General features: G+C 65.5%; 13 protein-coding genes. 6 read left to right on the top strand and 7 right to left on the bottom strand.

Annotation, left to right across the window (positions count from 1 at the left end):
• The first annotated feature begins 24 nt into the window (after positions 1-24).
• The gene (locus HNQ40_RS01120) at positions 25-660 is read left to right on the top strand and encodes a peptidylprolyl isomerase (protein ID WP_315852755.1); all 636 of its coding nucleotides are present in this window, start codon (positions 25-27) and stop codon (positions 658-660) included.
• 96 nt (positions 661-756) lie between these two features.
• Here HNQ40_RS01120 and HNQ40_RS01115 read toward each other — a convergent pair whose 3' ends face one another.
• Entirely contained in the window at positions 757-1161 is a 405-nt protein-coding gene (locus tag HNQ40_RS01115) for a hypothetical protein (protein WP_184675535.1), read from the bottom strand.
• A gap of 122 nt (positions 1162-1283) precedes the next feature.
• On the opposite strand from HNQ40_RS01115, the gene HNQ40_RS01110 reads away from it, so the two are divergent.
• Positions 1284-1910: a MotA/TolQ/ExbB proton channel family protein gene (locus HNQ40_RS01110; protein ID WP_184675533.1), complete on the top strand. Its 627-nt coding sequence runs from the start codon at positions 1284-1286 to the stop codon at positions 1908-1910.
• Positions 1911-2040: 130 nt separating this feature from the next.
• On the opposite strand, the gene HNQ40_RS01105 is transcribed toward HNQ40_RS01110, so the two are convergent.
• The gene (locus tag HNQ40_RS01105; protein WP_184675531.1) at positions 2041-2613 is read right to left on the bottom strand and encodes an NADH-quinone oxidoreductase subunit C; all 573 of its coding nucleotides are present in this window, start codon (positions 2611-2613) and stop codon (positions 2041-2043) included.
• 12 nt (positions 2614-2625) lie between these two features.
• A complete protein-coding gene (locus HNQ40_RS01100; RefSeq protein ID WP_184675528.1) occupies positions 2626-3228 on the bottom strand; it encodes a hypothetical protein in 603 nt (200 codons plus the stop codon).
• Positions 3229-3270: 42 nt separating this feature from the next.
• Between HNQ40_RS01100 and nadD the strand changes: the two genes are divergently transcribed.
• The gene (gene nadD / locus HNQ40_RS01095; protein ID WP_184675525.1) at positions 3271-3894 is read left to right on the top strand and encodes a nicotinate (nicotinamide) nucleotide adenylyltransferase; all 624 of its coding nucleotides are present in this window, start codon (positions 3271-3273) and stop codon (positions 3892-3894) included.
• On the opposite strand, the gene HNQ40_RS01090 is transcribed toward nadD, so the two are convergent.
• Positions 3891-4298, bottom strand: a complete 408-nt coding sequence (locus HNQ40_RS01090) for a PilZ domain-containing protein (RefSeq protein ID WP_184675523.1) — start codon at positions 4296-4298, stop codon at positions 3891-3893. The two genes, nadD and HNQ40_RS01090, sit on opposite strands and share 4 nt — an antisense overlap.
• 215 nt (positions 4299-4513) lie before the next feature.
• Between HNQ40_RS01090 and HNQ40_RS01085 the strand changes: the two genes are divergently transcribed.
• Positions 4514-4768, top strand: a complete 255-nt coding sequence (locus HNQ40_RS01085) for a hypothetical protein (RefSeq protein WP_184679294.1) — start codon at positions 4514-4516, stop codon at positions 4766-4768.
• Positions 4769-4874: 106 nt separating this feature from the next.
• Here HNQ40_RS01085 and HNQ40_RS01080 read toward each other — a convergent pair whose 3' ends face one another.
• Genes HNQ40_RS01080 through HNQ40_RS01070 form a run of 3 tightly spaced genes read right to left on the bottom strand, consistent with a single transcriptional unit; the run spans position 4875 to position 11023 of the window.
• Complete coding sequence (locus HNQ40_RS01080) at positions 4875-6695, bottom strand: cation:proton antiporter domain-containing protein (protein WP_184675521.1); 1821 nt, start codon at positions 6693-6695, stop codon at positions 4875-4877.
• A 57-nt stretch (positions 6696-6752) separates the two neighbouring features.
• A complete protein-coding gene (locus HNQ40_RS01075) occupies positions 6753-9038 on the bottom strand; it encodes an amino acid permease (RefSeq protein ID WP_184675519.1) in 2286 nt (761 codons plus the stop codon).
• A 32-nt stretch (positions 9039-9070) separates the two neighbouring features.
• A complete protein-coding gene (locus HNQ40_RS01070; RefSeq protein WP_184675517.1) occupies positions 9071-11023 on the bottom strand; it encodes a cation:proton antiporter domain-containing protein in 1953 nt (650 codons plus the stop codon).
• Positions 11024-11216: 193 nt separating this feature from the next.
• On the opposite strand from HNQ40_RS01070, the gene HNQ40_RS01065 reads away from it, so the two are divergent.
• Both HNQ40_RS01065 and HNQ40_RS01060 read left to right on the top strand, forming a co-directional pair.
• A complete protein-coding gene (locus HNQ40_RS01065) occupies positions 11217-11969 on the top strand; it encodes a hypothetical protein (RefSeq protein ID WP_184675515.1) in 753 nt (250 codons plus the stop codon).
• A gap of 109 nt (positions 11970-12078) precedes the next feature.
• On the top strand, positions 12079-13608 hold the full coding sequence (locus HNQ40_RS01060; RefSeq protein WP_184675513.1) for a GGDEF domain-containing protein: 1530 nt from the start codon (positions 12079-12081) through the stop codon (positions 13606-13608).
• Positions 13609-13630: the final 22 nt, after the last annotated feature.

Here is a 13630-nt window from a genome sequence, read left to right as displayed (position 1 = left end):
GGTATCACTACACGGAGTTGTTTGATGTTGCCACGTTTGTTACTCACCCTCGCGGTCCTGAGCCTGCTGCTGTTCATCTCGATGCAGAGCACGCTCGCCCACCCCGGCCTCGCCGGCGAAGCGGCCGCCGATCGCGAGCGGCCCTCGGCCGAGGCGTTCAAGGCCGGCCCGCCCACCCAGGAAGACGCCGAGGCGGTCAAGGGCCAGGCCCTCTACGCCGTGTTCGAAACCACCAAGGGCCGGATCATCCTCGAGCTCTACACCGACGACGCGCCGTTGACCGTCGCCAACTTCAAGAACCTCGCCGATGCCGAGTTCTACGACGGCATCACCTTCCACCGCGTCATCCCCGACTTCATGATCCAGGGCGGCGACCCCACGGGCACCGGCCGCGGCGGCCCGGGCTACAAATGGGACGACGAACAATCCGCCCTCGACCTCAAGCACGACGGCCCGGGCATCCTGAGCATGGCCAACGCCGGCAAAAACACCAACGGCAGCCAGTTCTTCATCACCCACCGCGCCACGCCCCACCTCAACGGCAAACACGCCGTGTTCGGCCGGGTGATTCAGGGCCAGAACGTTGTCGACGCGATCCGCAAGGGCGACCAGATGACCACGGTGCGTGTGGTCAATGCCGACGACCTCGAGACGGACTGAGTAGTCCCGACCGCATAGAGCTGAACACCATGTAAAACGGCCCGACTTTGCGTCGGGCCGTTTTTACTTTGCGGAGTTGTCGGAGCCGAAACAGGCTCAGCCCAGAATCTTCATGACGATCAATCCGGCGATCACCAAACCGACGATCGAGCCGACGACAAGGAAGATCATTTTCTTTTTGCGGGCATCCGTTTCGGCCTGCTCCTGGGCAGCGCGGATGCGCTGCTCTTCACGGTTGGCCTGGGCGCGGGCGGGGCTGACGGCAACCGGTTCTTCGGGCTGATCGTCCTCGACGTCCGGCGTGGGGTTCACCGGCGGCTTGGGCGGACGCGACGCGGTGTTCTTGGCCCGCGGGTCGTTGAATTCCGGCTCTTCCAGGTCGAACGTTTCGGGCTCGGGGGTGATGGGCTTGGGCGGCTTGGCCGGGGCCGCCTCCTCGGCTGACGGCTGCGGGTCGTCGTCGGGGTCAACCAGTTCGTAGGTGTCGGGTTCTTCGGCCATGGGTGGGTCTCGCGGGTATCAGGCGGTGCGGAACGGAGAACGGATCATGAATAGCTGCATTCTAACGCAAGCCGAGTGATCGGCGGGATTAATCGACGGGCCGACTCTGTTATCCTGAGCGGATGTTTGAAGTGCAGACCATCGCAATCTGGGCCGGAGCGGCCGACCTGATCGATCGGGGCGGCGTGGTAATGTGGCCGATCCTGGCGCTGAGCGTGCTGGCGGTGGCGTTGCTGCTCGAACGCGGGGCGTTCTTCCTGCGGACCAACGCCCCGGGCCGGCTGGACCGGGTGCAGACGATGGGCAAACGCCTCCGGGCCGGCGACCAAGACGGCGCCAAGCAACTCGCCGACACCGACGCCAGCGTCTACGGCGACACCGTGCGACGCTTGCTCGATGAGAAAGTCACCGAGGCCGCCGCGACCGATGCGCTCGAGGCCCAGCGCCGCCGACTCGAACGTTTCCTGCCGATCCTTTCGACGATCATCACCGCCGCCCCGATGCTGGGCATCCTCGGCACGGTGCTGGGCATCATTGACAGCTTCGAAGTCCTGGGCGAACAGTCCACCACCCGCGACCCTTCGCTCGTGGGCCGCGGGATTGCCGAGGCGCTGATCACAACGGCCGCGGGGTTGGTGGTCGCGTTGATCACGCTGTTGCCTTACAACCTGATCCGGGCCCAGGTCGATCGGACGCTGTCGCGGCTCGAGTCGTTGGTGGCATCGGCGCTAACGAAAGAATCTGTGTGAGTAAGAAGCCGACAAGGCAGTGTTGATCCACAGAATTACACGATGAAGATGATGGATAAAGACGAGAGTAGCAAGTGGCTACTTCTTGCCTTGTCATCATATTAATCCTGCAAATCTGTGGATAAAAACATCATGCGTCGTCGCGCTCCACCACGCGGTAGTCCTCGCGCTCGCCGCGTCCACGCACGGGGTAGTCCTTGCGGTGGGGGTGGGCGGGGTAGCTTTCCCAGGTGAGGATGCGGCGGAGGTCGGGGTGGCCGTCGAAACGGATGCCCAGCATGTCGAACACCTCACGCTCAAGCCACTCGGCCCCGGCCCAGAGGTCGGTGCAGGTCGGCAGGTGCAGCGCGGGGTCGTCTTCGATGCCCTTGGTGTCGAGCGTCGGATCGAGCAACACCTTGATGATCAGCCGGGTGTTGTTCGTGGTCGACTCGAGGTTGTACACCACCGCGAAACGTCCGGCGGGGGCCTGGTCGTCCTTGTTGCGGGGGTAGTTGAGGTAGTCGATGCCCGCGATGTCGCTGAGGAAGTCGTACTGGCAACGCTCGTCGGTCTTGAGGAACGCCAGCAGGTCGTGCAGGTCGTCCTTGCCAACGACGATCGTGGTCAGGCCGCGGAACTCGGTGGCGAAGAGTTGGCGCTTGCCGTCCTGGGTGAAGTCGGCCTTGATGAATTCGAGGGTGGGGTGGTCGAGGGTAGGCATGGTTGTGCGGGTTCAGGCGGTGATGGCTTTGATCAGTTCATCAATCAGCGTGTGCCACTTGGCGGTGGTTTCGGGCCACTCGTATTCGAGCGAGTCGGCCAGGGCGACGGTGTCGTCGGCCTGGATGAATTCCTTGACGTCGTTGAGCCGTTCGACGGCCTGGGTCGTCAGGGCGTGGGCGGGCTCGCCGTCGACCGAGAGGTCGTCCAGGTTGATGCCCAGCAACACAGTGGACTGTAGGACGGCTTGTTGGACCTGGAGCCAGGCCTCGATCGACGAGCCGACTTTTTGCAACGCGTTCTGCTTCTGATCGCGTTGGAGCAGGTCGGCGGCTTCCTTCTGGTCTTCCTCGGCGTCGGTGAGTCGGCTGCGCACCTGTTCCAGCGTTTCGACCGCCAGAGCCTTGGGGTCGGCCGAGGTGAAGGCGACCGACATCGCACTCACGTCTTCGCCCTGGCGATCAGTGATCTGCTTGTCGTCGAGTTTGTGGCCGTCCACCGCGATCTCGACCACGACCCGGCCGCCGTCAGCCAGCCGCTTGCGGGCCGCGTGCAGCAGCTCGCCCAGGCTGGGCCCGTCGAGTTCGACCGTCTGTTCATCGAGGATGACTTGCATCGGTGCATGATACGGTGGGCTCGCAGCCGTTACCATTTCGTGATGCCCGAATCCGCGTCTCCCGATCTCACGCCCTATCGCCGCCTGCTGATCTTCGGTGGCAGCTTCGACCCGCCGCACGTGGCCCACGTGGACCTGCCGCGACGGGTGGCCTCAGCGATCGGTGCGGACGTGGTGGCCTACATCCCCGCGGGCAAAGCCCCGCACAAGCTCGACAAGCAACAGACCGACCCCGCCCACCGCTTGGCGATGCTGCGGCTAGCGTTGGCGGAAGAACCCCATATCTTAGTGCTGACCGACGAGCTGGACCGTGTCGCGGACGGTCGGCCGAGCTACACCGTGGACACCCTCGAAGCGCTCAAGCAACGCCTCCACCCCGACGCCGAGATGCGGCTGCTCATCGGGACGGACCAGGTGGCGATCTTCGAGAAGTGGTACCAGTGGGAGCGGGTGATCGAGTTGGCCGAGCCCGTGGTGATGATGCGGCCGCCCGAGACGCCGCGCGACCTGCCCGAGGATTGGCGGCAGCGTGTCGTCGAGGTGCCCATCACCGACGTCAGCTCGACTGCGGTGCGCGAACGCGTCGCGGCGGGACAGTCTTTAGACGGCTGGGTGCATCCCGGCGTTGCCGACTACATCCAGGAACACGGGCTGTATCAAGATTAATCGCAGGGTGTAACTTCGGGATCGAGGAACTGCTCGACGTCGATCCGTTCATCGAACTCCACGCCGCACTCGTGGAGGTTGCCGTCGATGTGTCGGCACCAACGCACCCTGCCGGAGATCAGTTGGCCGTTGCCTTCGCGGTCCATGAGCGCTAGGTGGCAGGGCGTTTCGGGGAAGACGTAGTTGCCGCCGAAGAAGGCCAACCCGCCTTGCGAGAGGTTGCGGGTACGCACCTGCAAGATCGAGGCGGGGTTGCCGTCTCGTTTGAGTCGGATCACGCAGCGGCTCACGATGGTGAAGCGTCTGCGGTCGTGGATGCCCTGGTTGGGATCGACTTGAGACAGGGCACGGGAGCCGTGCTCGTTGAGCTTTTCGACGATGCTGTTCCAAGCGGCATCCGACAAGCGGATGGACTCTTTGGGGGTGCTGATTGAGGTCTTGGGTAATCCCACCGGATGCCTGCCTTTCAAATAAATCTGCCCACGGAGGCGAGGTTATTGCCCTGTTTTGGCCCCATCGGCAGGACGATCGGGGGAGTGAAGGGCAAAGGCGGGATTTCGGAGATATTTTTTCTGGATTAACTTGCGCTCGGCCGGGTGGTTCGCCGAAAAAGTGAGGTATGAATCGCGATTCGCCGGATTTCATCGTGGAGATCGACGGGCTCAAAACCGAGCCCCAGGCCAGCTCGACGCCGCCCTCATTCCAGAACCGGCCGTGGCTGTCGGTGAAGTGGCGCTGCTGCTCGGTCTATAGCCGGGTGTACCGCAACCGCCGGGGCGACGCCTACGAAGGCCGCTGCCCCAAGTGCGGGTCCCCGGTCAAGGCGATGATCGGCCCGGGCGGCACCAACAACCGGTTCTTCGAGGCGGGGTGAGGGTAGGCGCTAGGGATTAGGCGTTAGGCGCTAGGAAATCGCGGGTAGCGTTCTTCGCTCGCCATCATTTCCTAGCGCCTAATCCCGAGCGCCTAGCGCCTAAACCTCACTCCATCCCCAACGTCGCCGAGTCGTGCGGCGTGAGGTCGGCCCCGGCGTCGCTCGCCGCTTGGTTCAACACCGCACGGAACTCTGCGGGGCTCTTCGCGGCCATGCACCGGGCGCGGACGTCCGCCGACTCGAACGCCTTGGCGATCAACGCCAGCATCTCGATCTGCGTGTCGGGCTGCTCGGTGGGGGTGAGGATCAGGCAGATCAGTCGGGAGAGTTGGCCGTCGGCCGCGTCGAAGTCGATGCCGTCCCGGCTGCGGGCGATGAACACGTGGGGCTTGCCCAGCTCGGGCAGGCGGGCGTGCGGCACCGCAAGGCCGTTGGGCAGGGCGGTATGCATGACCTGCTCGCGTGACCAGACCTCGCGGAAGATGAGCTTGTCGTCGGTGATCGCCGTGACCTCCGCCGCTCGTTTGGACAGTTCGCCCAGCACCGCGTGGATCGTCTTGGCGGGGCTGTCGATGATGATGTGCTTGTCGCTGAGTACGGTGTGGAGCTGCTTCTGAGTTTTGAGTTGCAGGACCTTCTGCATCGCGGGCCCGGCGATGAGCGAGGTGCCGAGCGCCATGATGACGATGGCGACCAGCAGTTCTTCGGAGATCAGCCCGGCCTGCTGAGCGAGGGTGCCGAGGATGATGCCGACTGCGCCCTGCGCCGCCATGCCGAAGCCCACGCCCCACGACTCGCGTTTCGAGAGGCCCGCGATCTTGGCCCCGAAGTAGCAGCCGCCGACCTTGCCGATCATCGCCACGGTGAACACCAGGAACACCGCGGCGGGGTCGAAGGCCTGCACGAAGTTGATCCGCAGTCCGATGGACGCAAAGAAGATCGGGGCGAAGATGTTGGTCACAAATTGGTGGATCGTGTCGCGGGTGCGTTCGCGCAGGTGGTGCGAGTCGCCGATGGCGACGCCGGCGATGAACGCCCCGAAGATCGAGTGGATGCCCAGGTGCTCGGTCAACGCCGCACACAGCAGGGCGATCACAAACACGAAGCCCAACACGCCGCCGGGGTAGCTCCACCGCGACTGGATGTAGGGCATCGCTTTGTGGGCGAGGAAACGTCCCACGGTCAGCATGAACGCCAGGAATAGCAGCGTCAGCACGATGGTGATGGCCACGTCGCCCCCGCCGGTGGCCTCGACCGCGTGCTCCGCAGCATGGACCACGCCCTCGACGACCTCAGGGGCGGCCGCGGGAAGGAGCGCCAGCACCACCGCAAACCCGATCCAGCCGACCAGGTCGTTGAGCATCGCCGAGCTGATCACCAGCATGCCCATGTCCGACTTGGCCAGGTTCAGGTCCATCAGGATTTTCGCGATCACGGGCAGGGCGGTAATCGATAGCGCGATCCCCACGAAGATCGCGAACGGCACCTTCATGTTGTCTTCAACACCGCCCAGTATGTCGGGCGCAAACCACCCCAGCGACGAGCCGATCCCCATCGGGATCACGATGCCGAAGGCCGAGACCAGCACCATCGCCTTGCCCTGCCGCCACACGGTCGAAAGGTCGACCTCGAGCCCGACCACGAGCAGCAGCAGCGTGGCGGACATCACGATAAAGCCTTCCTCGGCCACCGCGATCGCGCTCTCGGGGTTGCTCGGGAAAAGCCACTCGTAGCTGCCCGGCATGATCGCGCCGAAGACGGTCTGCCCGAGGAGGATGCCCGCGAGGATCTCGCCGAGCACGGTGGGTTGTCCGAACTGCCGGGCGAGTTCGCCCATGAACCGAGCGAGCCCCAGCAGCACCGCCATCGCCAGAAGCAGGCGGGTGATTTCCGATACTTCGAGCGGTCCGGCCGCAAGCAGTGACATAGGCAACATGTTCCGGGCGTGAGTCGGGGAGCAGACGGGTGCCAGTGTAACCGACTCTTAGCCCGTCGCGTCCGGCAGCAGGTAGTCCAGACTTTCCCCATCGCCGCCGAAGCGGTCGCGGAGTTTGGCGATGCCTTCGGTGTCCCCGATGATGGTCAAGCGGTCCTGCTCCTGGAGGATCATCCGGCCGTGGGGCGCGACGGTGCGGCCGTCGCGGTGGATCATCGCGACCAGCGTGTCGTCGGGCAGATCGAAGTCGGCCAGCACGGTGCCTAGCAACGCGCCGCTGGGGGCGTTGGACTGGATGCGGATCGCGACGTAGCGCTCGTGGTGCAGCAGCGTTTCCTTGAGCTTCTGCTCGTTGGGGGCGGTGCACCAGGATTCCATGAACCCCTCGGACTCCAGGCGGGTGGCGATCTGCGCGAGGACACGCAGGTGCAGGCCCGGCGCATCGCCAGGGCTGATGAGGAAGAAGATCGCGCGGACGGTGACCTCATCGGGGGCCTCGCTCTGGCGTTCGCGTTGTTCCTCTTCACGGCGTTGGACCCGCCGGGTGGCGGCGTCGGCGTCCGCTTTCTCGGGCAAGGGCTTGGGGTTGACGGGAATCGCCAGGCCCGTGCTGCACCGCACCAGGACGAGCTCGGGCTCCTGCAGCCCCTTGAGCCGGAAGTGCGGGAGCATGGCCTGGTGGCTGAGCACGGTGTTGGGGTCGTGGTATGGGTCGGCGATGCGCTGGCGGGTCTCCTCGTAGCTCAGCGCCCCGTCCTGCCGGGCGAGGTAGTTGGCGGCCTCGTCGGCGATCTGGTCGTAGGTCGACCCCGGGGCCGCGTCGATCAGGCCCGCCCGGGCGACCAGGTCGTTGAACGGGTCGTTCTCCCGCAGGCCCTTCTCCTTGATGATCTGCCGGAACTCGCGGTCGAGCTCTTCGAATCGTCGTTGGCCCAGGCGCGAGAACACATGGTAGATCGCGCCGTCGCGGACGACCTTGTTGCGGGCGTAGTACCAGTACCACGCCGCGCCGAGGCTGCCGAGGATGAACGAGGCGATCACCGCCACCGGGCCCATCTCCATGATCAGCCCTGCGGCGATGGCCACGCCCAGCAATTGCGTCCACGGGTAGAACGGGCTGCGGAAGCCGGGGTCGTAGCTCTCGATCTTGCTCTCGCGCATCACGATGACCGAGACGTTCATCAGCCCGAACACGAACAGGTTGAACGCGCTGGCGACCTTAGCCACGCCCTCGGCCGAGAGCGCGAGGATGAAGAAGATCATGAGCCCCGCGGTGACCACGATGCCGAGTGTCGGCGTGCCGAACCGGCCGAGCTCGTTGAACTTCGCGGGGAGCAAGCGGTCGCGCCCCATGGCCAGCGGGTATCGGCTGGCCGAGAGGATGCCCGCGTTGCCCGTGGAGGCAAACGCCGCGAGCGCCGCGATGACGATCATGATCAGCCCCGTCTGCCCGGGCAGCCAGTCGAAAAACTGCGCCGCCGAGGTGGCGACGGGGGTGTAGTCGGTCTTGAGCGGTTCGTTGTCGACCGTGGCGATGATGATGAACACGCCGATGACGTAGATCGTCGTGGCGGTGGTCAGCGACAGGATCATGCCCAGCGGCAGGTTGCGCTCGGGGCGTTTCACTTCTTCGCTCACGCTGGCGACCTTCGTCAGGCCCGCGTAGGAGACGAAGACCAAACCCACGGTCGCGAAGAACCCGCTCAGGCCTTTTTCCTGCGACATGAATGGCGTGTACTGCTGCTTGATCTCATCGCCCGAGACATTGAACAGCACGTGTCCCAGGCCGATCACGACGAAGAACGACAGCACGCTGAGCAGCGCGATGACGAGGAAGCCCTGCAGCCGTGTCGTTTCTTTTGCGCCGAAGATGTTGAGCGCCGCGAAGCCCACCGTGAGCGCCACGGCCAGGCCCTTGATCACCCACAGCTGCAGCGCCGGATCGCCCGGCAGGAACGATGCGACGCCGGGCGCGATCGCGAGATACGCCCCCATGCCCAGCAGCGCGAAGGCCGACTTGAGGACGAGCGCGAGCCAGGTGCCCAGCCCGCCGATGGTGCCCGCGCCCGGGCCGAGGCTGCGGTCCAGGAAGTAGTAGGTTCCGCCCGCACGGGGCAGGGCGGTGGAGAGCTCGCTCATGCTCAGCATCGCCGGGATCATCAGGAACCCCGCGACGAGATAGGCCAGCACCGTGCTGGGCCCCGCGTACGCCGTGGCCAACCCGGGCAGCAGGAAGAAGCCCGAGCTGAACATCGCGCCGGTGCTGATCGCGTAGACGTCCCAAAGGCCCAGGTCCTTCTTGAGCTTTTTCGAGGCGGTGGGGGATGGGGTCATGGAGTAGTCGCGGGACGCCGGGCGGGATCGAATCAGTGCGCGGCGTGGTGGTCGGTGTTGGTGATCAAAGCGGCTTTGAACTCCGTGAAGTTAACCGCTTCGAGGCATTCCCGCCGGGCCCCCTCGGTGGAGAACGCTTCCGCGACGGCCGAGAGGAGTTCGAGCTGGACCTCGCCGTCTTCCTCGGGGGTGAGGATCAGGCAGATGATCTCCGCGAGTTGGCCGTCGGACGAGTCGAAGTCGACCCCGGCATTGGACTGGCCGATCACCACGATGGGCTTGTCCAGCCCCGCCATCCGGGCGTGCGGGACCGCGACGCCGTGGGGCAGGCCCGTGGACATCATCAGCTCGCGCTGCCAGACCTCGTGGTTGATCTGTTCAACGCCCAGCCCGCTGGAGGCCGCCGCGATTTCCGAGAGTTCCCGGATCGCGGCCTTGCGGGTCGAGCTCTTGAGCTGGCCGGCGAAGTTCTTGTCGCTGAGGAACGCTTCGAGGCGGCGCTTCTGTTTCTGACGCAGGATGACCTGCATCGCGGGCCCGGCGATGAGCGAGGTCGCGATCGCCATGACGACGATGGCGACGAAGAGTTTTTCGGTGATCAGGCCGTGGTTCAACGCGAGCTGGCCGAGGATGATCTCCATCGCGCCGCGGGCGGACATGCCCATGCCGATCGCCGCCGACTCCCGTTTGGACAGGCCAGCCCAGAGCGCCCCGAAGTAGCAGCCGATGACCTTGCCCAGGATCGCGATGACCAGCACGATGGCGACCGCCGCGAAGTCAAAGCCCTCGATGAAGTTCACCCGCAGGCCGATGCCCGCGAAGAACAGAGGGGCGAAGATGTTGTTGATGAACTGCTCGATCGTCTCGCGCGTCTTGGCCCGCAGGTGCTTCGAGTCGCCGATGGCGACGCCGGCGATAAACGCCCCGAAGATCGAGTGGATGCCGATCGCCTCGGTCGCCGCGGCGCTGATCAACGCCACCGTGAGCACGAAGCCCAGCACCCCGCCCGGCCAGGACGTGTTGGCCTGGATCGTCGGCAGCACCTTGTGGATCAGCCAACGCCCCACCGTGAGCATGCCGCCGACAAACAGCAGCGTCCAGCCGACGGTGACCAAGAGGTCGGTCGTCGCGCTGCCACCGGCCGCCGCACCGGCCGCGTCCGCCCCAACGGTGGCGGCTCCCGCGACAAGCGCCAACACCATCGCAAAGCCCACCCAGCCGAGCAGGTCGTTGACCATCGCCGAGCTCATGATGAGCATGCCCATGTCTGAGCGGAACATGTTCAGGTCCATCAGGATCTTCGCGATCACGGGCAGGGCGGTGATCGACATCGCGATGCCCAGGAATAGCGCAAACGGGAACTGCAGATCGGACGCGGGGTCGTAGCCGATGACTTCGGGGATCGCGTACGCCAGCCCGAAGCCAAACGCGAACGGCACGACCATCCCCATCAAACTGACCCACAGCGCCGCCTTGCCCTGCTTCCACACGATCGACAAATCGACCTCGAGCCCCGCGACCAGCAGCAGGAACACCGCTGCGAGGTTGAGGAACATGGACATCGAGAGGAAGCCGCCGTCGTATTTTTGTTTTGCACCCGCGACATCGCGTTCATCCAGCGTGTAGGTCGGCGGATCTGTTTCGATAGCGCTCGAACGGATGTTGTCCGACTCAACATCGGCCTGATCTAACGTGATGTACTCAACCGGGTCCCCATCCGCTTCCAACTCATACGTCGGAAACAACCACTCATAAAACTGAACGTTCACCCCGTCCTCGCCGAGGATCGCGGGGTTGCCCAGGACGGTCGCGCCCAGCACGACACCCGCCAGGATCTCGCCCAGCACGGTCGGCTGGCCGAACTTCCGCGCGATCTCCCCGAACAGCCGGGCTGTGCCCAGCAGCACGCCGAAAGCGAGCAGGAACACCGTGATCTGCTCGTAAGAGAGAGCGCCGGCAGCAAGGGTGGGGAGCGGTAGCATCATGAAACAAATCCCAATCGCACTTTGACTTGGGTCACTGTAGCGGAGCTTTTCGGTTTGCTCCATTTCATTCCCGGGTTTTCCCCCTACGCCCGATCCACTTCTAAGACACCGAGCCCCTCTCCCACGCTGAGAGTTTCCCCCAAGCCCCCAACATCCACCCCTCGCGCCGCGTCCCATAAGCTAAACTACAGCGATGCAACAACCGTCGGGGTCGCCCGCCAATGCACAAGCTGTTCCGCGTTGCGTGCTCCTCGTTGGGGAGTCGAGCGCGGTCCCGTCGAGCCTGGTCGGGGCGCTCGACCGCCGCGGGCTGGACATCGTGATCGTCCGCCAACCGCCGCGGGTGATGCTCGAGCTCGCCGTGAAACCCGAGCCACAAGACGCGCCCCGCGACCAGCCCACGCCCCCGACGCCCGACCTGTCGGTCGTGGTGGTCGAGCCGCAGCAGCAGCCCCGGGTCGACGAGCTGCGGGCCGCCATCGCCGCGTACTACCCCGCGGTGCGTTGCTGGCGTTACCAGGCCCACGGCCCCGAGGGCCGACCGCTCCTGGATGCCCTGGACCCACCCCTCGAAAAACCCGCCGAAGCCCCAGACCCGGCGATCCCATCGTTCGACCGCACGGTCACGATCTCCACGCAAGATTTTGTGGACTCGGGTGCCAATACAAACCATAATTCAGAACACGATTCCTCGATCTCGGCCGAGCCCGGCCGCGTAAAAGGAGCACGCCAACGGCTGAGGTCGCTGGTGGTACAAGTTGACGACCCGCAGCCCCAGGACCAGGGGCCGTTGGTCAGCGAGGAAGAGTTGGCGATGCTGCTCGGCCCCGATCCCGCCCCTGCCCCCGGAAACGACCCGGCGGGGGACCCGTCAGCAGACGCCCAAAACAAGGCCAAGCTGGGGATCAGCCCCGATTCGCGCCATCCCGACGGAGAAAGAGAGTAGCCCCGTGCCCACCCCGGGCCAGCGCACATCCCGTTCCGACCCCCGGAATCCCCCGCGGACCTCCGCCGGTCACCCGTCCCCTGCCGCCCCCGGCGATGGGCTCGAACCTGTGTTTCTGGACCCCCTCGCGGCCCCGAACCCGATCGTCGTGGTCGGCAACCCCGAACTGGCCGACCAGATCCAGACGCTCGTGGACGCCGCGCTGGCTAGCGATCCCCAATCGCCCAAGCCGCTGCCCGAAAAAGTCCTACGCGTGCCCAGCTTCCTCAGCGCCCTGGGCGAAGCCGCCCGTACCGACCTCGCCGCCGTGCTCGGCCCGGTCCGCGCCCTCTCGGGCATGGCCGCCTCCACCGCCGAGTCGCTCCGCAAGCTCGCGCCCCACGCCCGGCTGATCCTGATCCAACCCGCCGCCTCGGGCCACCCCCACGCCCGTGCCGAGGACGAAGACGCCCGCCTCGCCCTCGAGGCCGGCTTCGATTACGCCCTGCCCAGCGACCCCGAGCTCTCGGTCCTCGCCCAGGCGCTCGACCTGCCGGTCCCGGCCAGCGAGACGCGTGAACCCGCGCTCCGCCGCGCCGACCCCCACGACCTGTCCACCCTCGACCTCGGCCCCGCCACGCCCACTGCCGACCGATCCAACCAGCGGCCCGGCACCGCGGCGCTGCAGGAAGCGATCAACCCGCCGTCCTACCAGGCCACCCTCGATGCCGCGCTGCCGCCCGACATGCAGGACCCGCCGCCGGTCACGCCGATCACCTCGCAGCCCTCCGATCAGTCCGGCGACGCCAGCCTCGGCGACACCGACCTGGTCAACCTCATCCTCCGCGGCGAGGGCGGCATGAAGTCCACAGCCCTGGCCATGATCCGCGCCCAGTCCGGCCTGTCCGACGTCAACTTCTACCCCGCCAACCAGGTCCCCGAAGGCTTCGCCAACAGCTCCGCACCCGTCGCCCAGTGCGACCAGACCTTCGGCTGCCTCACCAGCTCCGATCCCGACGCCGGCCCGCAGCTCACCGTCTGGGCCGACTGGCTCGTCCACTGGCTCCGCCTCGAAGCGCAGTTCAACCGCCTCCGCGATCTGGCGATGAAGGACGAGCTCACCGGCGTGTGGAACCGGCGCTACTTCAACCACTTCCTCAAGAAGATCCTCGACCGCGCCGCCGCCGGCCGACAACAGGTCACGCTGCTGCTCTTCGACATCGACGACTTCAAGCTCTACAACGACGCCTACGGCCACGCCGCGGGCGACGAAATCCTCGTCGGCGTCGCCAACCTCATGAAGTCTTCTGTCCGCGAACACGACGTGGTCGCCCGCATCGGCGGCGACGAGTTCGCCGTCATCTTCTGGGACGCCGGCGAAGAGCCGCGCAAAGCCCACTCCAAGCACCCCGACGACGTGCTCAACGCCGCCAAGCGTTTCCAGAAAGCCGTCTGCGACCACCGCTTCCCCAAGCTCCTGGATAAGGCCCACGGCACCCTCACCATCTCCGGCGGCCTCGCCGGCTTCCCCTGGGACGGCCGCACCCCCGAAGACCTGCTCGAAGCCGCCGACACCATGGCCATGCAATCCAAACAGCAAGGCAAAAACGCCATCACGTTTGGCCCCGGCGCACAAGTCGATCCCGACAAGAACGGCTGATCTCAACCAAACCTTAATTGCT

The sequence above is a fragment of the Algisphaera agarilytica genome (genome assembly GCF_014207595.1).
GTDB lineage: Bacteria > Planctomycetota > Phycisphaerae > Phycisphaerales > Phycisphaeraceae > Algisphaera > Algisphaera agarilytica.
Note: the sequence above shows the minus strand (reverse complement) of the source record. Positions and strands in the feature narration are given on the sequence as shown.